Source organism: Emticicia agri (genome assembly GCF_004168285.1).
GTDB lineage: Bacteria > Bacteroidota > Bacteroidia > Cytophagales > Spirosomataceae > Emticicia > Emticicia agri.
The window spans coordinates 34,597-56,567 of the sequence record NZ_SEWF01000037.1 but is presented as its reverse complement, the minus strand read 5'-3'; the positions used below and the strand labels follow the sequence as shown (position 1 = coordinate 56,567).

At 39.9% G+C, this 21,971-nt stretch carries 15 protein-coding genes; 8 read left to right on the top strand and 7 right to left on the bottom strand.

Annotated features, from left to right (window positions below; genetic code table 11):
- Positions 1-36: 36 nt before the first annotated feature.
- The 5 genes from EWM59_RS20475 to EWM59_RS20455 all read right to left on the bottom strand — a co-directional run bounded on the left by EWM59_RS20475 (position 37) and on the right by EWM59_RS20455 (position 7,665).
- A complete protein-coding gene (locus EWM59_RS20475) occupies positions 37-2,838 on the bottom strand; it encodes a 2-oxoglutarate dehydrogenase E1 component (protein ID WP_130023113.1) in 2,802 nt (933 codons plus the stop codon).
- Between the two features lie 532 nt (positions 2,839-3,370).
- The gene (locus tag EWM59_RS20470) at positions 3,371-4,264 is read right to left on the bottom strand and encodes a PorP/SprF family type IX secretion system membrane protein (RefSeq protein ID WP_207220038.1); all 894 of its coding nucleotides are present in this window, start codon (positions 4,262-4,264) and stop codon (positions 3,371-3,373) included.
- Between the two features lie 255 nt (positions 4,265-4,519).
- Positions 4,520-5,440, bottom strand: coding sequence for a ribokinase (rbsK, locus tag EWM59_RS20465; RefSeq protein WP_130023111.1), 921 nt, complete (start codon positions 5,438-5,440; stop codon positions 4,520-4,522).
- Positions 5,441-5,466: 26 nt separating this feature from the next.
- A complete protein-coding gene (locus EWM59_RS20460; RefSeq protein ID WP_130023126.1) occupies positions 5,467-6,462 on the bottom strand; it encodes a GRP family sugar transporter in 996 nt (331 codons plus the stop codon).
- A gap of 219 nt (positions 6,463-6,681) precedes the next feature.
- Complete coding sequence (locus EWM59_RS20455) at positions 6,682-7,665, bottom strand: nucleoside hydrolase (protein ID WP_130023110.1); 984 nt, start codon at positions 7,663-7,665, stop codon at positions 6,682-6,684.
- Between the two features lie 251 nt (positions 7,666-7,916).
- Between EWM59_RS20455 and EWM59_RS20450 the strand changes: the two genes are divergently transcribed.
- Together EWM59_RS20450 and EWM59_RS20445 are read left to right on the top strand one after the other, a co-directional pair.
- Positions 7,917-9,074: an alpha/beta fold hydrolase gene (locus EWM59_RS20450; RefSeq protein ID WP_229239400.1), complete on the top strand. Its 1,158-nt coding sequence runs from the start codon at positions 7,917-7,919 to the stop codon at positions 9,072-9,074.
- Positions 9,075-9,134: 60 nt separating this feature from the next.
- Positions 9,135-10,511: a glycoside hydrolase family 30 protein gene (locus tag EWM59_RS20445; RefSeq protein ID WP_130023108.1), complete on the top strand. Its 1,377-nt coding sequence runs from the start codon at positions 9,135-9,137 to the stop codon at positions 10,509-10,511.
- Positions 10,512-10,613: 102 nt separating this feature from the next.
- Here EWM59_RS20445 and EWM59_RS20440 read toward each other — a convergent pair whose 3' ends face one another.
- Positions 10,614-11,036: a chromo domain-containing protein gene (locus EWM59_RS20440; RefSeq protein ID WP_130023107.1), complete on the bottom strand. Its 423-nt coding sequence runs from the start codon at positions 11,034-11,036 to the stop codon at positions 10,614-10,616.
- A 492-nt stretch (positions 11,037-11,528) separates the two neighbouring features.
- On the opposite strand from EWM59_RS20440, the gene EWM59_RS20435 reads away from it, so the two are divergent.
- On the top strand, positions 11,529-14,672 hold the full coding sequence (locus EWM59_RS20435) for a ligand-binding sensor domain-containing protein (RefSeq protein WP_130023106.1): 3,144 nt from the start codon (positions 11,529-11,531) through the stop codon (positions 14,670-14,672).
- 178 nt (positions 14,673-14,850) lie between these two features.
- Here EWM59_RS20435 and EWM59_RS20430 read toward each other — a convergent pair whose 3' ends face one another.
- Positions 14,851-16,362, bottom strand: a complete 1,512-nt coding sequence (locus EWM59_RS20430; RefSeq protein ID WP_130023105.1) for a sulfatase family protein — start codon at positions 16,360-16,362, stop codon at positions 14,851-14,853.
- Between the two features lie 208 nt (positions 16,363-16,570).
- Between EWM59_RS20430 and EWM59_RS20425 the strand changes: the two genes are divergently transcribed.
- From EWM59_RS20425 to EWM59_RS20405, 5 genes are all read left to right on the top strand, one after another.
- Complete coding sequence (locus tag EWM59_RS20425; protein WP_130023104.1) at positions 16,571-17,002, top strand: hypothetical protein; 432 nt, start codon at positions 16,571-16,573, stop codon at positions 17,000-17,002.
- A 34-nt stretch (positions 17,003-17,036) separates the two neighbouring features.
- Positions 17,037-19,064, top strand: a complete 2,028-nt coding sequence (locus tag EWM59_RS20420) for a glycoside hydrolase family 127 protein (RefSeq protein WP_130023103.1) — start codon at positions 17,037-17,039, stop codon at positions 19,062-19,064.
- Positions 19,065-19,289: 225 nt separating this feature from the next.
- A complete protein-coding gene (locus EWM59_RS20415) occupies positions 19,290-19,904 on the top strand; it encodes an outer membrane beta-barrel protein (protein ID WP_130023102.1) in 615 nt (204 codons plus the stop codon).
- A 136-nt stretch (positions 19,905-20,040) separates the two neighbouring features.
- Positions 20,041-20,703 (top strand): LuxR C-terminal-related transcriptional regulator, encoded by a 663-nt coding sequence (locus EWM59_RS20410; protein WP_130023101.1) that lies wholly within the window; start codon positions 20,041-20,043, stop codon positions 20,701-20,703.
- Positions 20,704-20,850: 147 nt separating this feature from the next.
- Entirely contained in the window at positions 20,851-21,816 is a 966-nt protein-coding gene (locus EWM59_RS20405) for a hypothetical protein (RefSeq protein ID WP_130023100.1), read from the top strand.
- Positions 21,817-21,971: the final 155 nt, after the last annotated feature.

The following is a 21,971-nucleotide window of genomic DNA, read 5'->3' as shown; positions in this document are numbered from 1 at the left end:
ATATATTGATTAATTCTCTGTTGGTTTACTGCTATCTTATTTTTTCTCAAAAGCCTTCTCTACAATATCAGCCTGCTCTTTTGCATGAATCTTGGTATAACCTGTGGCAGGAGAGGCACTTGATTTACGGGCAATTACATTTCCTACACCTATTTGTGGGAACTCTCTCAACACAAACGACCAGTAACCCATGTTTTCAGGCTCTTCCTGTACCCAGATTACCTCCGGCTTTTTATATTTAGCCAGATGCGCCTCTATCTGTTTGGCAGGGAAAGGGTGCAATTGTTCTACCCGGATAATTGCCACATCAGTACGGCCTTCTTTTTGTTGTTTATCCAACAAATCGTAATAGACTTTTCCGCTACATAGCAATACTCTTTTAACCTTTTTCGGGTCTGCAAAGTTATCACCAATGGTTTCCTGAAAGCGAGTTCCTTCGGTAAAGTCTTCCAGTTTTGATATCGCCAATGGGTGTCTTAACATTGATTTCGGAGACATGTGGATACATGGCTTACGGAATGGCAATGCCAACTGACGACGCAACATGTGGAAAATATTGGCAGGTGTTGTACACACACATACATACATATTGTACTCGGCCGCCAATTGCAGGAAGCGTTCAGGACGGGCGTTTGAGTGCTCAGGTCCCTGACCTTCGTAACCGTGTGGCAATAACAATACCAGCCCGTTCATGTTATTCCATTTAGACTCTGATGCCGCAATAAACTGGTCAATCATGATTTGCGCACCATTAGCAAAATCTCCGAATTGTGCTTCCCAGATTACGAGCGCATTAGGGTTGGCCATAGAGTAACCATACTCAAAGCCCATTACCCCATACTCGGCCAGCAATGAGTTATAAATCTCAAATTTGCCTTGTTTTTCGTCGATATGGGCTAAGTTGGTATATAGCTGGTTGGTATCAGCATCGTGCAATACAGCATGACGATGAGTAAAAGTACCCCGTTGCACGTCCTGCCCGGTAATGCGCACCACTTTACCCTCATTCAGGATTCCGCCATAGGCTAACAGCTCTCCTGCTGACCAGTTAAATGGTTTTTCTTGCGCAAAAATGGCACGTCTTTCTTCTAATACTTTCTCAATCTGCTTCAAAGGCTTAAACCCTTGCGGAACCGTTGATAGTGCTTTACCTATTTTTTCAATTTCAACAGCCGGAATACCTGTTACCGGAGATTGTTCAAAATCTTCAGGTACCGAACGACGTAGTTTTTCCCAGTCTTCTTCCAGTTTCGGCTTCTGATAAGGCAATTGTTTTTGTTTTACTTTTGCGAGTAAATCCTGCAATTCGCCTTCAAATTCTTTCTTGAGTTCTTCCGAGAATTTCGCATCTGCTTCTCCACGCTCCATCAACTCCTGTAAATATATCTCACGTGTATTAGGGTGCGTATCAATCACCTTATACATGGTTGGCTGGGTCATGCGTGGCTCGTCTGATTCGTTATGACCGTATTTGCGGTAACAAATCATATTCACGAATACATCACGGTTAAACTCCTGACGGAATTCCGTTGCCAGTTTCATGGCATATACTACTGCCTCAGGGTCGTCGCCATTCACGTGGAAGATAGGAGCATCTATAATTTTAGCAATATCTGTACAGTAGATAGACGAACGGGCATCTTCAAAATCGGTCGTAAAACCTACCTGATTGTTAATCACAAAATGAAGTGTACCGCCTGTATAATATCCGGGCAGGTTCGACATCTGCGTAACTTCATACACAATCCCTTGTCCGGCTATGGCGGCATCGCCGTGAATAACGATAGGCAGAATTTTGTCATAAATATCGTCACGGTCGTTTGGCTTAACAGCTGCTTTTTCGTAGTGGGCATCGGCTCTTGCACGGGCATAACCTACTACCACCGGATTAACCGCTTCTAAGTGCGAAGGGTTAGCCATCAGTTTCAGACTTACTCTTTTGCCTTCCGGTGTTTCTACCTGGCTCGAATAACCCATGTGGTATTTTACGTCGCCATCGGTATAAGCGTCTAACTGCACGTTTTCTTCAAACTCATTGAAAACCTGCTCATAAGGCTTTTGCAGAATATTGGTCAGGATATTCAAACGGCCCCGGTGCGCCATCCCAATTACCACTTCTTCCACACCTAATTCAGCCCCACGGTTAATGGCTATATCTAATGCCGGAATGGTTGACTCACCCCCTTCAAGCGAGAAACGTTTTTTACCTAAAAATTTGGTGTGCAAAAAGTTTTCGAAATTAACGGCTTCATTGAGTTTCTCAAAAATGCGTAATTTCTGCTCACGGCTCGGGTCAAAATACAGGTATTCCTGTTCAATTTTTTTACGCAACCAGCTTTTTGCCTGACGGTCTCTGATGAATAAATACTCAAACCCTATTTTGCCTAAATAAACTTTGGTTAAGGCTTCACATATCTTGCGTAAAGTAGCGGCTTCGCCAAAAAGTTCAACCCCCGCTTCAAAAACGGTATCTAAATCTGCGTCTGAAAGGTTGAAGTCGCTCAGGTCGAGCATGGGCTTACGGTCTTTTCTTGGCCCGATAGGATTTATTTTTGAAAGTAAGTGTCCACGAGAGCGATATCCTCTTATCAGGTGAACCACTTCCATTTCCTTGCGTGTGTGTTCTGAGCTTGCAGACGCACTAACCGGAGCTTTAGGAGCCGTAGCTGCTGTTCCGTTAGTTCCGTTTGAATGTCCGTTATAGGTCTGGCTAAACTCAAAACCTCTAAAGAAATTTTGCCAGCTTTCATCAACTGACGCCGGATTTTGTTTGTATTGTTGGTAAATAGCGTCCAATGCGGCTACGTCTGCATTGGCGATGTACGAGAATTGATCCATTGAAAATTTTAAAAATTATTAATGCTCGTTTCGGGAAACGATGATATTTAGTCGTAAAACCTTGATAACCTGCACTATTCGGGGAAACCTGACAGGCATTTTTTCTATGCAAACCCCCATTTGCCAAAACGTTGCAAAGTTACAGTAAGGTATTCAATAAAATAACAATTTTTTCACTAAAATCGTTATCACTTCCTGCGAAAGAAAAGAGAATAGTCTTGTTTAGATAAAATTCTAATTTTCTATTGATGAGTTTTAGTATGATTAATTAAAATTTTATTTCTTAAGTAAGGTGGTATTGCTATCATGCTACAAACAGTTTTGGCTAAAGCCAATTTTGACATTTATTGCTTGTTATCCCATTTGAAAATGGGGGCTGAGATAGAAGGTTATTGAATTAATTGCCTTTTGCTTTAGCTGAAGGTTTAATAAATTTATCCTATGGGCTTTAGCCAAAAATTATTCCTACGGCATACGCTCAATCATTATATCTTTACAAAATAAAAATCCCTCTGAAAAGAGGGACTAGGTTTTAATAATATTTCATTCGGCTATTGCTGCTATCTTCATGCAAAAATTCGTATCGCAGGTATAACTGAAAAATACCTCGCTGCTGAAAAGAAGGTGCCGACGACGAAGTAGGATAAGCCAATGGCTTGAAATCGTAAGACCCACCTACACGAAAATTATTACCTAACTGAAACTCAACCATCGGAATCACTTTATTTACTTTCGAGCCAAAAGCTGTTTCAGAACGATATACGATACCAAAACCTGCTTTTTGTTTAAACCATGCTTTGGCAGTAATAAAAAAGTTAGCCTTTGTATCTTTATTTGACTCTAGCAAACCGCTCACATTCAGCATCACATTCTCCATTTCGCCTAAAGAAACACCAAGCATGGTGTAAAGCGGCTTTTTGCTATTAAATAACCCATCGCTAATAAACAATACAGGTTTTGATATACTTACAAAAAATTGCTCGGTAGAGAATAACCCGCCTAACCCGGCATACGGAAACATCTGTTTAATGCCTTGTCCGGTTACGATGGTGGGCTGATAGATAAATCCGGCATCGGCACCTAAAGCAACCGTAAATAAATCGCCGAACTTCTGGCGGTAAGCATACGAGATTTTGGCTCCGGCATTATTAAACCCTGTAATATTACTGTTATAGGCTTGCAGGCCAAGCCCGCCTCTGCCTTCCTGAATCGAGCCATCCATCGAAAAAAGCTGATAGATTTGCTGTGGACGCAGCGTACCATTAAACTGGTTACCAAACATCCCGTTCAGGCTGAATGTCTCACGTGCCCCTGTCATGGCCGGATTAAGTGCCAGAAAATTAAACTGAAACTGGTCTTCTAAAATAGTTTGTGCCTTAACCAGTGTAGCAATGGGTAAGAGGAATAAAAAAAGATATTTTCTCATCATTCGTATCTAATAATTTCTACTAAGTAAGTTGACAAATTTAAGTGATATTATTAACCACGGTGTATCACTGAGCGACCGACGCCCGGTTTTGCACGGAGTTTCACAGAGAATTTATAGCTAAAATATCTGTGAGTATCTCTGTGTAACTCACCGTATTTTACTCAGTGATACTCCGTGGTTTAAAGTTTAAATAGCAATAATTATTTTCTCTTTACTTATCAAAACCTTAAAGCAACAAAAATAAAACCAATTTTAAAAGTAGAAGTCAGAAGCCGATGAAATTTCGCTTAAAAATGGGGCTGAAGCCTGAGCACCCATTCGGGTTACTGAAAGTGATGCTACTTTGCAGGCCAGTTCAATGGCAGACCTCCAGTCTTTTTTCTGGGCTAATGCCACTGCCAATGTACCATTGAAAATATCTCCGGCGGCTGTAGTATCTACCGCCTCTACCTGTGGGGCATCAACAAAAAACGACTGATAGTCATTATGAAAATAAGCGCCTCTTGCGCCGAGGGTAATTATTACATTTCTTACGCCTTTGTCTAACAGCATATCTGCCGCTTCTCTGGCAGACTCATCATCTTTTACCTCTATGCCTGTTAATAGCTGGGCTTCTGTTTCGTTTGGAGTAATCAGATAGAGATTCGGGTATATCTCATCGGGTAATTCTTGCGCAGGTGCGGGATTCAGAATTACCTTACTTTCTGTTTTCAGGCCCTGGGTAGCCGCAAATACCACACTACTAACCGGAATTTCCAGTTGTAGCAATACTACCTCGGCCATTTCTATTTCGGTGGCTGCCTTCATAATATCTTCCTGCGAGAGTGTATCATTAGACCCCGATGCCACTACAATCTTGTTTTCTCCGCGCTCGTTTACAATAATCAGGGCAGTACCAGAGGCTTTCTCAAAATCTGTGCTGATATAAGAGGTGTTGATTTTCTCTTTCTGAAAACCTTCAATGGCCTGTTTGCCAAAAATATCGTTGCCCACTTTAGCCACTAATACCACGTCTCCACCCATGCGTGCGGCGGCCACTGCCTGATTCGCCCCTTTGCCTCCGGCAAACATAAAGAATGTTCCGCCCAGAATAGTTTCCCCGGGATTCGGAAAACGGTTGGTTTTCACCACCATATCGGTGTTAGAACTACCTATAACTACGATTTTCGACATAATATTTTATAGTTTTGTGGATGTTGTTACCTTGCCGCAATAATTAAACCTAAGCCTATGATATAGAGCAATAGCATGGCATTTAAAATCATTGATGTACCCTTGGGAGCGTTTCTGAACTCTTTCCAGATAAAAATTCCCCAGATAGCCGCCACTACTGTTGCTCCCTGACCTAACCCGTACGAAATGGCTGTGCCTGCTTTATCAGAAGCAATAATACTGAAAGCCATACCCACGCACCAGATGGCTCCGCCTAAAATTCCGGTCAGGTGGTTTTTCAGACTTCCTCTGAAATAATCGCCATAGCTGACAGGTGTACCTACAAACGGACGGAACATCAGGAATGTATTAAACACAAAATTGCTCAAAAAGATGCCGATAGAGAAAAAGAACACGGCGGTATAAGGACTTAACTTGCCTGCTTCGGGTACTGAAAAATTCGGAAACATAGCCTGTGCTACATATTTATAAAAGTATCCCATTAATACCCCTGCTACTACCGACAGAATGAGTCCTTTGGAAGAAACGCCCTGATTCTGCGAAGCCATACGCCGATAGGCATAAGCATTTAACAGAATGGCTAAAGCCACTAAAGCTACCCCTAAAAAAATCATAGAAGAATTACCCACCGGGTTATCTAAATAATTGACAATGACACCAATTACCAGCGCCAGACCAATACCTACCGGAAAAGCCACCGCCATACCTGCAATAGCAATAGCTGCCCCCAACAAAATATTGGCGGCATTGAAAACTACGCCACCCAAAATGGCTGAGCCAATGTTCGATGAATCAGCCTGCTCAATGTCTGCTATAAAACTTCGTCCCTCATCGCCTGTACTACCCAATGTAAAAGCAAATAGCGTAGCTAACAATACAATACCAATCACATAATCCCAATAGAAAAGCTCAAACCGCCAGGAAGATGCCGCCAGTTTCTGGGTATTTGCCCAAGAACCCCAGCATAACATGGTAATAATGCAGAAAATAACTGCAAGCGGGTAGGTTTCAATGATAAACATAATTTTGTAAAGGTTAGAGGTATAAGAAGGTTGATTGATAAATATAAATCGTTCTCGTAGAGACGCCATGTTGGCGTCTCTTAGGGGCTATGAAATGAAAAGCGCCAACTATTATATGAAAAATATCTTCTCAATTAAAATGTATTGGTAGGGGTATACCCTTGGAGGTGCCAGCATGGCGTCTCTACGAAAACAATTTATAAAAAATCTAAAGAATAATTATTTCTTCTTAGGCTGGTGCATCATTAAATCTTCAATGATAGCCGCTACTTCTGTGGCTGGCATTTTTTCGGTCAGATAAGTTATCTTCTCTCCCGGAATCAATAGATTGGTACCATCGTCTTTGATTTCAAAATCCAGTTTTCTTGTAGAAAAATACGGTGCTATTCCTTTTATAGCTACCAACACAGCCGTCTGGTCCCAGCTATTACGCCCGATTGTATTTTTATCTTTGGTCAGTGCTACCTGATACGCATCTTTCACAGGGCTTTGCTGAATACTTTCGTTATTAATTAAACGGATACCTGTTCTTATCTTCTCTCCTATCTCAAAGCCACTTAGTAGCATAGGCGTATTCCATTCTGTAAAAACTTTCTGAGAGGCTTTGGCATCAATATGTACATTAAATTCATGTCCACGATTTTCCTTGTTTAATCCGGCCGCCATCGATACCAATAGTTTTACCTTTTTCTTTATCAGGTCTTTGCCCGAAAGTTTTGAAAACTCGTCAGGCTGAGAGGCTAATAAATCAGCTAAATTAGTGAAGAATCCTACAGTAATAATGGTAACAGACTGGTCGGGCTGTTTGGCTAAAATCTTTCTGTATAGTTTGGTAGCCTCCATTGCCTCAGCATTTGATTTTACCTTATGCGGGTATTTTTCTACAATATATTCTGCCCATTTCTGCGAGCAGTTCATATTGGGTTTTTCTCTTTTGGTAATACCAATCGGAATATTCGGACGGCCAAAATAATCGTTCAATAAACTGATGGTAGGCACGGTGGTTTCAAAAGCATTGCACGAAATGGTAGCTAATATCTTTGCTTCTCCGGCATCGGCAAAAGCATGGAGCAATGCCATAGCACCCACATCATCATAATCGGGGGCAATGTCGGTATCAAAAATAACTGAGACAGGTTGTTTTTTCTGTGCAGAAACAGACAGACTAATTACACAAAGTATAATTGCGAAAAACTTTGGCATTTGAATAGATGGTTATAGGCTGAATTAAGTCTGTCAAAAATATAAAATAAAACTTAAAAAAGAAATAGATGCGCTCATCTATCCTAACGCCATCAATTCAATCAAAAATGGATTAGTTTCCGGTTGTATGGTAATAAGAAATACCTTACTCACAGGTTGTCATTTTGTTCTTGCCATTCCTTTATATAGTTTTGTGTAAACACATTTCAAGAAACAGCCCGATGATGAGACAACTTAAATTTTGTTTGGTGATGCTTTTTGTACTAACAAAAAGCTATGGACAAAATGATGAAGCAGATGTACCACCCTATACGCTACCGGAGATTTTAAAAACCGCTGACGGAAAGCCAGTAAAAAAAATAACTGAATGGGAGAAAAAGAGAAGGCCGGAATTATTAACCTTGTTTGAAGATAACATTTATGGTCAGATGCCGAAAAGTTACGACCATATTAGCTATAAGATTACCAATGAAATAGCTAACGCCATGAATGGCAAGGCACACCTGAAAGAGGTATTGATTACTGTAGAGAAAGACAATAAGATGGTAGCGATTAATCTGATATTGTTTACCCCAAATAATGGTAAAAAAAACTCACCCGTATTTTTGCTGATTAATAACCGGGGTAAGGAGAATACAGACCCCACAAGAAAAACCATAAGCGAGTTCTGGCCTGCTGAAATGGCTATTGACAGTGGTTATGCCATAGCTGCTTTTCATGTAAGTGATGCCGCTCCCGACAACAAGGACACCTATCAGAAAGGTGTTTTACAGCTATATCCTGAACAGTTAACGGCCGATAATGGCATGAAAGCCATTGGTGCCTGGGGCTGGGCTGCCAGTCGGGTAATGGATTATTTTAAAACTGATGCAGCCATAGATTTTGATAAAGTCAATCTGGTAGGTCATTCGCGTGGTGGTAAGGCCGCTTTATGGGCAGCCGCACAAGACCAGCGTTTTGCTATGGTATTTTCCAGTTGTTCGGGCAATACAGGGGCTGCCTTAGCCAGGCGGCAATACAAACCTGCCGAAACCATCAGAGCCATTAACACTACTTTTCCTCACTGGTTCAACAACAATTATAAACAATATAATGATAAGGCAAACGCTTTACCTGTTGACCAGCACATGCTGATTTCGTTAATAGCCCCGAGACCTGTTTATACTACTTCTGCCACAAAGGATTTATGGGCTGACCCTGTGGGGTCTTACCAATCTATTATTGAGTCGCAAAAGGTCTATGCTTTGTATGGAAAAAAATCAGCACTCACCCCTACTCCACCACCACCTAATACCCCTATTATTCATTCGGTTTTAGGCTATCATAACCGGGAAGGGATTCATAACATGACCGCCTACGACTGGGGCAATTTTATTCGCTTTGCCAATTTTCATTATTTTCGAAGGTAGAGACTCTCCTCAAAATTCAAAAATACTTTATTTTACCAACCTCATTTAAAAAACCAATCTATGAAACAAACGCTAACGATTCTGCTCTGTTTTGCTACTTTTCTGGCAAAAGCGCAACAGGTAGAAGTATGGCTTACCAATGCCGATAAGTCGGTTTTATTTCAGAAACAATCCCAGACATTAAGTTTTGGCAATGAAAAAACTGATGGCCCGACCATTTTTGTGGACGACACCAAACGCTTTCAGACTATGGATGGCTTTGGTTTTACGCTTACAGGCGGTAGTGCCACGCTGATTAATCAGCTAAAGGATGCCGAAAGGGCTGACCTGCTGAAAGAACTTTTTGCTATTGACCAGAACAATATCGGTATCAGCTATTTAAGGGTCAGTATCGGTGCTTCTGATTTAAGCGACCATGTATTTACTTACAATGATTTGGCCAGTGGTGAAACCGACCCGAACATACAGAAATTCAGTCTGGCCGAAGAGCAAAAAGATTTACTACCTGTACTGAAACAAATCCTTAAAATCAATCCGGCTATCAAAATCTTAGGCTCACCCTGGACACCCCCTACATGGATGAAAACCAACGGTAACTCAAAAGGCGGTAGTCTGAAACCGGAATTTTATCAGGCTTATGCCAGGTATTTAGTGAAGTATATTCAGCACATGCAAAAAGAGGGAATCCGCATTGATGCCATCACGATTCAGAATGAGCCTTTGCACCCGGGCAATAACCCAAGCCTGCTGATGTTGCCGAGTGAACAAACTACCTTTATCAAGAAAAACCTTGGTCCGGCATTTAAGGCGGCGGCTATCAAAACCAAAATTATTTTGTATGACCACAACGCCGACCGGCCTGATTATCCTATCAGTGTTCTGAACGACCCCGAAGCCCGTAAATACATAGATGGTTCGGCTTTTCACTTATATGGTGGCAGTATTGAAGCCCTGAATGAGGTACATGAAGCACACCCTGATAAAAACCTGTATTTTACAGAACAATGGATTGGTGCCCCCGGTAATTTTGCAGGCGATTTGAAATGGCATGTAAAAAACCTGATTATCGGCGCCCCAAGAAACTGGAGCAAAAATGTACTGGAATGGAACTTAGCCGCCGACCCGAAACAAAACCCGCATACCGATGGCGGTTGTACCGAATGTCTGGGAGCTATTACTGTGGGAAATTCAATTATCAGAAATCCGGCCTATTATATAGTAGCGCATGCTTCTAAATTTGTTCGTCCGGGTTCGGTGCGTATTGCCTCTAATAGTACCATGAGTCTGGCAAATGTAGCTTTTAAAACGCCTGCAGGTAAAACTGTATTGTTGGTACTGAACGAGTCTGACAAACCACAAGCCTTTGCTATATCGGTAAAAGGCAAGCTATTAAGCCAATCGCTTAACGGAGGTTCGGTGGCTACTTATATCTGGTAATCAAAGGCAGGAAGCCACCTTATCTGTGCGACAAGGTGGCTTTTTTATGTCTCAGCAAAGGGCTTACCATTCTATAGATATGATAAACCGTGTCCGGGTTTCTTACTTTTTCTTGGCTACGATAGTTATGTCACCGTTTTCGTCAGTAAACTCAAAAGTAATGGTGTTATTGGCAAAGTTTCCTACTTTTTCTGTCGTATGAAAATCAATACCTCCGTTAGATGCTTTTGTCAAAGTAGCATCTTCTGAACCTACTTCATCAGGGTAGCCTTTCGATTTCAATACATACGAAACTTTCACTTTAGAATCATTAATCTTGCTTACTGAATATTCACCCGATAAGCCTTCCATAGGTAGTGTAACGACTAAACCTCCTTGCGAAATCGAACTTACGTTATAGTTGCCTGTAACTTCGTCTGCCATTGATGGTTCAACCGATTCTTTGTCTTTACAACTGTATAAGAACAACATTGAAAAAACGATGGCATAAGCAAAAAATCTGTTAAAAGAATGATAAGTTTTCATGACTGGTCTGTTTAATTGTTTGATTCATTTGATGGCACAAAGTTGTGCGAAATATAAAAACTACGAAAGCCAGAATTTGTAGATGGCATAAATAGATTAGCTTCCGGCAGGAAAAAATAAGAATCTGGCGTATCCCGGATTGGCAATCCGGGTATGGTCAAGGCAGTAAATAACTCAGGCTAAGTGATTAAATAGCCTTTATAAACATTTACAAATCCTGATTGTTGTATGGAGTAACCCTAATCTGAACCGTATAAAAAATGAATTACGCTGAATACTTCCTTTAGCAGTATTGCCATTCTTTCATTTTCAAAATACATCGTTTTATGGATAGAATTACTCCCTCTTATTCTTTCAATAAGATTTAGAGCTGATATTTCAGGCTTTAGGACTTATCAGTAGTACTTTTTAGTAAATTTCGGAAACAGATTTCATGCCCACTTATTCTTGTTTTTGCCTGATAAAATATACTAACTATAAACTGTTCGCTGAGTGAGACTTTTGTTACTACATATATGCCTGATTTTACTGCTACCCTGTAGCCGGACTTCAGCACAGTTGCTTTTCAATAATATAGAGCATTTTGATTCAAAAAACGGCTTATCAAGCAATGAAATAAAAGCGGCTGTGCAAGACAATGATGGTTTTTTGTGGATTGCTACACTTGAAGGATTGAATCGTTACGATGGCGAGCGTTTTTTTTCTTTTACACATACAAAAGATACCAACTCCATTATCTCTGACCAGATTTCTTCTATTATCGTTTTACCCGATAATAAGCTGGCAATTGGTACAGCCGACGGCCTGACGATTATGGATACGCATAAGCAGACTTTCCGTAATATTTTCTTTGCCCGCTCCGCTGACCTGAAATTATTAGACAATAATGTATACGATTTAAAATCAGACCGAAAGGGCAACCTTTGGGTACTTACTTTTTCGGGTCTGCACGTTTTAGACAAAAATTTCAGAATTGTTGATTCATACTATACCCCCGAAGAAGAATTTGAAAAAAGGCGGCTTGCGTTAGGCTTCAAATTGTACGAAGTAGAAGGTAATCAGTTTGTTATTAAAAATATTCAAACCAACCAGACCAGTTGGATTGATTTCCGCAAAAAGCGAATTATCAATGCCGTTCAGAAATTCCCGCATTTAGGCTTTCTGAATGAGCTTAATACCTGTAAACAAGCCCCTGACCATACGCTTTGGGTATTGCTAAGAAATACCAATGTGGTCTATAAATATTTTCCTGATACCCGAAAAATCGAGTCATTTCAGATTAACGTAAAGCCCTCATTACTGGCTAATGATAGATTAGGTACCATTTATCCGCTTGACAATCACACAGCTATCATAGAAAAACAGGAAGGAAAACCCCTGCTCCTGAATTTAACTACCAAACAACTGAGTGATTTAAGCAACAAGCCTGTCTGGACAAGTTCCATGAGTGGCAACCGATTGCCGACCTATATGAAAGACAGGGAAGGCAATATCTGGGTAAGCCATTTTGACGGTCTATATCTTATTTCAAAATCAAAACAGGCCATTATTACGTATCCTAATATCAATAAAGCCATCAATAGTTTATCGTGGTCAGTGGCTCCTGCGCTTACTTTTCAACGTATGGGTCCCGATAAAGTCTTTATAGGTACTTATGGCAACGGCTGGTTTATGTCAGACCTCGCCAAAGACAACATGGATAAGTTTTTCTTTGGAAGCAAGCAACACCCCGAGATTGCTGTAGGGGTATCAACCAGATTACATAAAAAAGACACCCTCTGGCTGGCCACCCAGTATGGTTTATGGTGGATTAAAATGGGCAATTATGACTTTGGTCGCATCAAAAACCCCACTAAACCCATGGCTTTGGATTCTTTTTTGGTTAATAACCAATTCATAGATAGCCGGGGAATGATGTGGATGGGTGTAGCCAATGGCAATGGTGTGGTTGTATATGACCCAAAAACCAATAGGTTTAAACAATATTCACAGAAAACAACCCCTGCTTTCCCCTTGCGTATGGCTTACAGTATTACAGAAGATTATGCCGGAAATATGTGGATGGGTACAACGTCTGGTGGTGGATTAGTAAAATGGGACAGAAAGAAAGATACTTTTTCGGTGATTAAAATGGGAGAGAAAAAGGGATTTGAAAGCGATGCCATCAATTTTATGACGGCCGACAAAAAAGGAAATCTTTATATAGCTACTCACATTGGCGTATTCATTTATGATTTACATAAAGATACATTCACGCTTTATGATAAATTTGATGGCCTGTTAAGCAACGGTGTGGAACATCTTTTACTTGACAAAAATGATATTTTATGGATGGGCTCGCCTCAGGGGCTTAACTACCTCAACTTAAAAACCAATGTAATGCAGCACCTGACTGATGTAAATGGACTGGCTAATAACAACATCGGAGCCATTCTGCCTTTCAATGCAGCAGGTGATACCCTTTTTATCGGGTCTGACAATTCTTTTTCATTGTTAGCCTTAGATAATTTTAATATTAAACGAAATCCGCCAAAGCCTTTTATTACAGGTATAAAAATTGATAACATTCCGTTTGCTTATAATATCAACGAGCCTGTTACTATCAATTATCAGCAAAACGATATAACCTTTGAATACGTAGGGCTTAATTTTAATAATGGTAGCCAGAACCGTTACAAATATATTCTGGAAGGAGCCGATAATACCTGGAAAGACGCACAGAATAACAAATATGCCAGCTATACCAACCTGCCGCCGGGCACCTATACCTTTAAAGTAACAGCCATGAGCGATGGGTTGAACTGGAGCAGGAATGTGGCATCGATGACTATCGTCATTACGCCTCCCTGGTGGAAGACCCTCTGGTTCAGAGTAGGTTTTCTGTTAATTGTGAGTGCCATACTCTATTATTTATACAAGCGTCAGATTCAGGACATAGAAACAAGAGAAGCCGAAAAAACTGAGGTGCAGAAACAAATCAATGACTTGAAACTGACTGCCCTGCGCTCACAGTTAAATCCGCATTTCATTTTCAATGTATTGAACTCCATTCAGGCATTTATTTTAGATAATAACCCTATTGAAGCCTCTCGTTACCTGTCTAAATTCGCCAAATTAGTACGGTTGGTTTTAGATAATTCTGGCAGTCAGTTTGTATCGCTCAATAAAGAAGTAGAATTACTGACCTATTTTGTTCAGATGGAAAGTCTGCGTTTTTCCAATGCTTTTCAGTACAGCATTGAAGTAGATGAGGAAATTAACCCAACAGAAATACAGATTCCAAGCATGATGATTCAGCCGCATGTTGAAAATGCGATATGGCATGGCCTGATGACAGGCCGCCGGGAAGACAATAATGGCAAAATATGGATACGATTCAAAAAAGATACGGCAGAAACGCTCATCTGCGAAATTGAAGACAATGGTATAGGCCGGAAAGCGGCAGGTACTATTCAGCAAGGCCATAAAGGACATGTTTCCAAAGGTACTTCGCTCATTAAAAACCGACTGGAATTAATGAAACTCGAAGAAAACTATACCCTGAATATCCAGACCATAGATTTAGAAAACAAAGAAGGCGAAGGCATCGGAACCAAGGTAGTGATGGTATTACCTGTGAAGGAGGTGGAGGGGTAAATCTGCCTTTAAGGAATTTGCATAATTAGGTAGAGACGTATTGCTATACGTCTCCAAAAGTCTATCCGATTCGATAAAAGTATTCTGTGCAAGGTTTTAAAGAATAGCTGATTATCCTACATAATGATAACCCAATGGAGACGTATAGCAATACGTCTCTACCAAAAAAATATCAATCTCAATACGTCCCTCTATACCTATGGTCTCCCCTTTTATTAGATATACGTTTCAAAGGTATCTGCATGCCTTTGGTATCTTCTAACCAACTCCATACCTGGTCTCGTAAGTCTTTGGCAATAGCCTGATGCTCCGGGCTTCTGATAAGGTTATTTACCTCTAAGGGGTCATTTTTCAGGTCATACAACTCATTGGCATCCCACACGCCATGATTAAAAATATACTTATAACGGTCGGTTCTGACAGCAAACATCGTAGGGGTCTGCGGAAAATCATACTCCCAGTAATACTCATAAAAAGCCTTGTCTTTCCAGTCTGTTTTTTGTCCTTTCAGAATCGGCAGAAACGATTTCCCCTGCATTTGTACAGGTGTTGCTACACCTGCATAGTTCAGAATGGTAGGCGCAATATCAATGTTCTGAATTACTTCCGAAATTTTTGAATTAGGCTTGATAACACTCGGGCAACGCATAATCAAAGGTACACGCATTGACTCTTCGTAGGCATGGCGTTTGTCTATCAAACCATGCTCGCCAAAGCTGAAACCATTATCACCCATATAAATCACCAAGGTATTTTCAGCCTGACCGTTATCTTCCAGCCATTTCAGAACCCTACCAATGCTATCATCAACCCCTCTGAGTGTCTCAGCATACTGACGGTAAAAATCATTGAACTGAATCTGCCCATGATACAGGTAATCAACCCCATGCCAGCTATACCGTTGGTTTTTTACCCATTGCGGCATATCTTTCATATTGGGGTTCATAGGCGGTTGTGCAGCATTATGTACAGGCAAAGCACCAAAAATCTTACTGGTATCGGTCTTTGTCAGATACATAGACTCAGGATATACCAATGCCTCTTTAAAAGAACCTTTATGTCTTTTAGCAGGCTGAAACTCGGCATGCACTCCTTTATGCGACAAATACATACAAAAGGGTTTGTTCTTGTCTAAAGAATTAAGCCATTGTTCGGCATAATCGGTCAATAAATCTGAGATATAGCTACTATCTTTATGGGCTACCTGCTTACCATTGATATTGAAAGTAGGATTATAATACACGCCCTGCCCTTTGAAACTCAACCAGTAATTAAAACCCGGCTGCGGCGCATCATCGGTATTGCCCATATGCCACTTTCCTAAAAAAGCAGTGTTATATCCGGCTTTCTGTAAGTATTGCGGAAAAAATTTGAGACCTTTTGGGAGAGGTGCCTGATTGTCAACAATGGTATGGGTGTGGGCGTATTGTCCGGTAAGAATACTGGCTCTACTTGGCGAACAAAGGGCAGTACTTACAAAAGCATTCTGAATGTGTGCCCCCTCCCGGGCTATTTTATCCATATTAGGCGTCTGCAAACCCGGCACTTTATTCATAAAGCCCATAAAATCATACCGATGGTCGTCGGCCAGAATAAAGATGATATTCTTAGGTTTGGCCGGAGGTGGAGTTTTGCCTTTCCAACCGCACAAAAACAGCACAAAAGCAAAGAGTAAAAGTTTTAGTTTCATTAGAGAAGAGGTTGAATGTTGTAGCTGCAAATATTCAGAAAAAAAGGCATCTTCCCAAACGGGTACCTGTCTAATTGTTCTTTTAGCAGATATTCCTGCTTTTATTGCTGGTATTTTTAAAATCTGTTATATTTATTGGCAGAATAACAAAGGGGCTGTTTTCCTAAAAAACTGAATCTTCAAAACAATTAAATTATCTACTACAACTATGAAAACAAAAATGCTATTTATATTACTGGCCTTTAGCGCCTCAACCTCAATGGGTCAGGATTCTAAAAAAAACGCAGAAAAAGAATACGAGAAAATGAAAGTTCCTACCTGCACAGTCTCAGGGGTAAATTTTGCTAAAGGAGACACCATTACTATCGGACAACCGGCAAATACGAATCAAAAATTCTCTTTTTTACACAGACGTTTTGGAGTTTTCGAGGGAATACGTGAATTGGAAAAATTCAGATTGAGTATTGAATGGTCAAATAGATTGGTGCTTATCAACGAAACCTATCTCATAACAGAAGGACTCAATAAAGTTTGTTATGCAGAGTTTAAAGTAGGAAACGATTTTCGTGGCTGGATAACTTTAGACAATGCCATCAAAACCAAAGAGATAGTAAAACTAAATAGCAAAGACCTTAACTAACGCTGACAACCTACCTAAACTATACCCTATTTCTATGAAACGTGTCATTATTTCTATTGCTTTCAGTTTCGTTTCTTTTTTGTCTTTAGGGCAATTCCAGAAAGATTATCCTTATAGCGGTGTACCTTTTACGAAAGTAAAACTGAATGATAATTTCTGGTTGCCCAAACTGGAAATCAATCGTACAGTTACTATTCCGTGGTCGTTTCAGAAATCAAAAGAAACCGGGCGTATCAAAAACTTTGAACAGGCAGTAGCCCATACAGGTAAACTCTGTACAACCTATCCGTTTGATGACTCGGATATTTACAAAATCATTGAAGGAGCTGCTTATTCGCTTCATGTAAAATACGATGCGAAACTGGATACCTATCTTGATTCACTGATTACCCTCATAGGTAAGGCACAGGAACCTGATGGGTATTTGTACACAACCCGTACAATGGGCGACACCAGCCACCCCTGGATTGGCAAAGAACGCTACGAAAAAGAACATGAACTCAGCCATGAGTTATACAATATGGGGCATTTTTATGAAGCAGCCTCAGCCCATTATCTGGCCACAGGCAAAAAGAATATGCTTACGATTGCCCTCAAAAATGCCGACCACCTGCTTACGGTTTTCGGGCCGGGTAAAAAGGACGTAGCACCCGGGCATCAGGTAATTGAAATAGGTCTGGTAAAGTTGTACAGAATTACGGGCAAGAAAGAATACCTTAACCTGTCTAAATTCTTTATTGATTGCCGGGGGAAAAGAACCTATGAAAAGAAAACAGGCGATAAAGAAGCCACCGTATGGCAAACAGGTGCCTACTGGCAGGATAATATCCCTGTTGTACAACAAACCGAAGCCGTAGGGCACTCGGTGAGGGCAGGATACCTGTATGCAGGCATGGCCGATGTGGCTTCGCTCACCAATAATTTAGAATACCTGACTGCCATTACCAAAATATGGGACAATGCTTTTACGAAGAAAACCTATATTACCGGAGGATTAGGACAAGCAGGTAACTGGGAGGGCTTCGGACCTGACTACGAGTTATCGAATCATAGTGCCTACTGCGAAACCTGTGCGGCTATTTCGAGCGTTTACTGGAATCACCGGATGTTTATGATGTACGGCGATGCCAAGTATATTGATATTTTAGAACGTACTTTATATAATGGCTTAATCAGCGGTATCGGATTAGACGGTAAAACCTTCAACTACGAAAACCCGATGGAATATACCGTTAAAAACGGCAAACTGACCGGAGAAAACAAGCGTTCGCCCTGGTTTACCTGTTCGTGCTGCCCCACCAATATCTGCCGATTTATGCCCTCTATTCCGGGATATATCTATGCACAGAAAGACAATCGGGTATATGTCAATTTATTTGTGAGCAATACCACCACGCTGGAAGTAGCCCCTAAAGAAACCGTAACCATTACCCAGACAACCAATTACCCCTGGGAGGGCAATATCAAAATTAATGTTGAGCCACAAAACAAAAAAGGCTTATTCTATGCCATGTATGTGCGTATACCCGGCTGGGCAAAAAACCAGGCTTTCCCGACAGATTTATATGCCTATAAAGGAACATTGGTGAAAGAAGTTTCAGTAAAAGTAAACGGTCAGCCACAGGCATTAAAATCTGAGAATGGGTATATAGCCATTGAAAGGCTCTGGAAAAAAGGAGATGTAATAGAGATTGATTTACCGATGGAAGTGCGACAGACCATTGCCCATGCCAAAGTAAAAGATAATATCGGCAAGATAGCGATTGAATACGGCCCGATAGTATATTGTGCCGAATTTGCTGATAATAACGGGCATACCTCAAACCTGATAGTGCCTGAAAAACAACAGTTTCAGACCAGTTTTCAGCCGAATTTGCTGAATGGAGTCATGACGCTGAAAGGTAAAGCCAGTGCGATTAATATTCTTGATGATTTCTCGGTTAATACTACCACTCAGCCTTTGGTACTTATCCCCTACTATGCCCGTTCTAATCGTGGACAAGGAGAAATGCGGGTATGGTTTCCGACCAGAATTAAGAATCTGGAGATTCTGACCGAATGAGATAGCTAAGGAATAATTTTATGGAGGTTTTTCTAAAATTTTTCATACCAAATAATATTTCGTTCCAATTTCTCCTCACCCTCTAAATCTCCCTCTCCTGCAGGAGAGGGAGACTTTTAGCCCCTCTCCTTTTTCAGGAGCGGACGCCGCGCGGAGGGGTTGGGGTGAGGCATTTACCAAATAATATTTTGCATCTGACTAAAGTATCATTCAAAAACCACATCTATGAAAACAACAACTATTTTGCTGCTGACCTTTATCAGCTTTTCTTCTTTAGCTCAGACTGAATTTAAAAATACCATAGGTGTATCAGGAGGCTTTACCTCATTTGGAACGGGTGATGTAAAAGGCTATCATCTTACACCTAAATATGAGCGACAACTCACTAAACTGATTGCGTTTCAATCGCAACTAAGTTTCGCCAATGCGCAAAGCTATAACAGTTCAGAATATTTTGGTGTACCCAATAATCCCTATACCATTTCTTATCTGCAAAGTAGCTCACAAAAGTTGAATGTTGGCTTTTTGGTGGGTATCTTCAAACGGCAATCGCATTTCTGGGGTATCAATGCTTCTGTTTTGGCTGCAAGGTCTACACAATTCAGATATGGAGGATTCAGACTGAATCCAACCCAGAACCCACCTACCGGATTAGAATACATTCCGAACCCGCCTTTTTATCAGAAAAAACTATCAATGGGTTTTGGTGCCGGACTTGAATACAGATATAGTATTTCCAGGCATTTCAGATTAGGACTCGAAGCAGCCTATCAGAGCTATTACAGAGATACCGAAGCCAGAATTAATTTAGGGGCTTATTATAGTTTTCATCGGTTTTGAGGGTAGAATGCATTGAAAACTTCTCTCTAAACTGATGATATTCCATAGTTTAGAAACTCAGGAACATTACATTTAAAATCAGGAAGTTTTCCTTTAAATGTATTTTTTTGTATTTTTGTCATGACACTTTTTGCACATGACTAAAGCTATGAATTCATCACAAGAAATTTCTATACTATCTGCTATCCAGAATTATAAAGATATAGTTACTTTATTAAATGATTCGTCCAGGTATGGCTTACATATTTCTCTGACAATTGAAAATGAGAAGTCAATCTTTCAAAAAATACTTAATACAAAACCTGACTTTGTAATTTTAGAGGGGAAATCCGGAATAGAGCTAATCCGTAAAATTAAATCTACTCTCCATTTATGCACTAAATGTATTCTTTGCCTATCAGATTTAGATAAACCATCAATGATTAGTGCAATATTTACTAATGCAGATGCTTATTATTTAAAAGACACTTTTAATGAATCCTTAATAAACTGTATCCAATGTTTTATTAAAGGAGAGAGATATATTTCGCCTCTACTAATAAAAAAAATACAGAGCCCTGTTTTTAATAACCGCATTACTTTATTAAATCAATTAAGTAAACGAGAGAATGAAACTTTACGCTTGTTAAGTTATAATTATTCAATCAAGCGGATTGCTGAAATACTTTTTATCTGTGAAAAGACGGTTGAGGCACACAAAAACAATATCATCAAGAAATTAGATTTGACTGGCTCAAGAGAGTTAAGACAAATAGCTTCGCAATTGTATAAAGATTCTCCATCTGCATTTGATAGGTGAAATCACTTATACCTAAATAAATTTCGGTGTTTTCACTTATTGATTACTGCTATCTTCTCTTCTATTTTTGCTTATAAGTAAGCCCCGAAAATCTTGGCAGACCAGGGGCTTACTATTTAATCTTTTTACAATTAAACATTTAAATTTATGAAAAAACATTCATTTTCAAAATTGCTTATAGCATTATTTGCTGTAAGTTGTTCTTTTTACTTCTTAGTCTCATGTAAAGATCAGTCTTCACAAACCGAACCACAACCATCAAAACAAGCAAAAAAAATTACTGTGGTAAATGGCAAATTAAAATTTGTTGATGAAGCACATTTTATGGATACATGGGCTCTTTTAAGAAAAATGAGAACCGAAGAGGAATTGGACAATTGGGAAAACCAACTTCCGGGTTTTGTATCGCAAAGAACAGCATTTAATAACCTTACCGAAGCAGATATAGAAAAAATATCTAAAACAAGTTCAGTGAAGGGATATGAAGACTTTGCCACTCTTATTCCTGATTTTGACGGGGTAAATAAAAGACTTGTTAAGCAAGTTGACGGAAATGCGTATGGTTCTTTATACAACAAAGAAGGATTTGTAATAGTTGGTAAAGATGCCATAAAGTATACCAGAGATAAAATAACCAAGTTTGAGAATTATAAGGAGACAGATTTTTTGCGTTATAAGAATGGAGAGTCTCTAAGTAATGTACGTTCTTCTAAAATTGTAGTAGAACATATTAAATCTAACGCAAAAACTAAAGAAATTTCTCAACGTGAACATTGTACGACATATTATGATGGCGATAAAAGATTTTCGGCTGATTATAACCTTTATAAATGCAGAGGCACAACTTGTGCACTAAATGAACATATATTTATGAGGATGAATGCAACAGCAATGCATGAAAAAAAGTCATTCTTTATTTGGTTTGGTGAAAATGCTACTGAGTTGAAGCGAGAAGGAGCTATTAATGTAAGTTTTAGTTTAGATGATGGCCCCTATTCTAACAGAGCGACAATAGATTATGAAACAGATTTAGACAGCCCAGGCGGTACTGGACTTGCAGTTTATAGTGTTTGGGTAAGAGTAAAGGGAAAAATAGGTACGACCCCATACTAATGTATCTGTCAGAATCCATAAATTCAACAATTTAGTTTGCGTTTTACCATTGGGTAAAGCTAAACGAAAACTCAGGATGAGCCCAATTATAAGGCTTACCACTACTTGAGTAATATCCCATTCGTTATCTGGGTAACGAATGGGTAAATTTCAAA

Excerpts from the sequence above, each read along its gene's own strand:
- EWM59_RS20470 (WP_207220038.1), bottom strand. The coding sequence starts at position 4,264 with ATGAGAAAATATCTTTTTTTATTCCTCTTACCCATTGCTACACTGGTT.
- EWM59_RS20430 (WP_130023105.1), bottom strand. The coding sequence starts at position 16,362 with ATGAAACTAAAACTTTTACTCTTTGCTTTTGTGCTGTTTTTGTGCGGT.
- EWM59_RS20455 (WP_130023110.1), bottom strand. The coding sequence starts at position 7,665 with ATGCCAAAGTTTTTCGCAATTATACTTTGTGTAATTAGTCTGTCTGTT.
- EWM59_RS20450 (WP_229239400.1), top strand. The coding sequence starts at position 7,917 with ATGCTTTTTGTACTAACAAAAAGCTATGGACAAAATGATGAAGCAGAT.
- EWM59_RS20460 (WP_130023126.1), bottom strand. The coding sequence starts at position 6,462 with ATGTTTATCATTGAAACCTACCCGCTTGCAGTTATTTTCTGCATTATT.
- rbsK (WP_130023111.1), bottom strand. The coding sequence starts at position 5,440 with ATGTCGAAAATCGTAGTTATAGGTAGTTCTAACACCGATATGGTGGTG.
- EWM59_RS20420 (WP_130023103.1), top strand. The coding sequence starts at position 17,037 with ATGAAACGTGTCATTATTTCTATTGCTTTCAGTTTCGTTTCTTTTTTG.
- EWM59_RS20475 (WP_130023113.1), bottom strand. The coding sequence starts at position 2,838 with ATGGATCAATTCTCGTACATCGCCAATGCAGACGTAGCCGCATTGGAC.
- EWM59_RS20410 (WP_130023101.1), top strand. The coding sequence starts at position 20,041 with ATGACTAAAGCTATGAATTCATCACAAGAAATTTCTATACTATCTGCT.
- EWM59_RS20425 (WP_130023104.1), top strand. The coding sequence starts at position 16,571 with ATGAAAACAAAAATGCTATTTATATTACTGGCCTTTAGCGCCTCAACC.
- EWM59_RS20415 (WP_130023102.1), top strand. The coding sequence starts at position 19,290 with ATGAAAACAACAACTATTTTGCTGCTGACCTTTATCAGCTTTTCTTCT.
- EWM59_RS20440 (WP_130023107.1), bottom strand. The coding sequence starts at position 11,036 with ATGAAAACTTATCATTCTTTTAACAGATTTTTTGCTTATGCCATCGTT.
- EWM59_RS20445 (WP_130023108.1), top strand. The coding sequence starts at position 9,135 with ATGAAACAAACGCTAACGATTCTGCTCTGTTTTGCTACTTTTCTGGCA.
- EWM59_RS20405 (WP_130023100.1), top strand. The coding sequence starts at position 20,851 with ATGAAAAAACATTCATTTTCAAAATTGCTTATAGCATTATTTGCTGTA.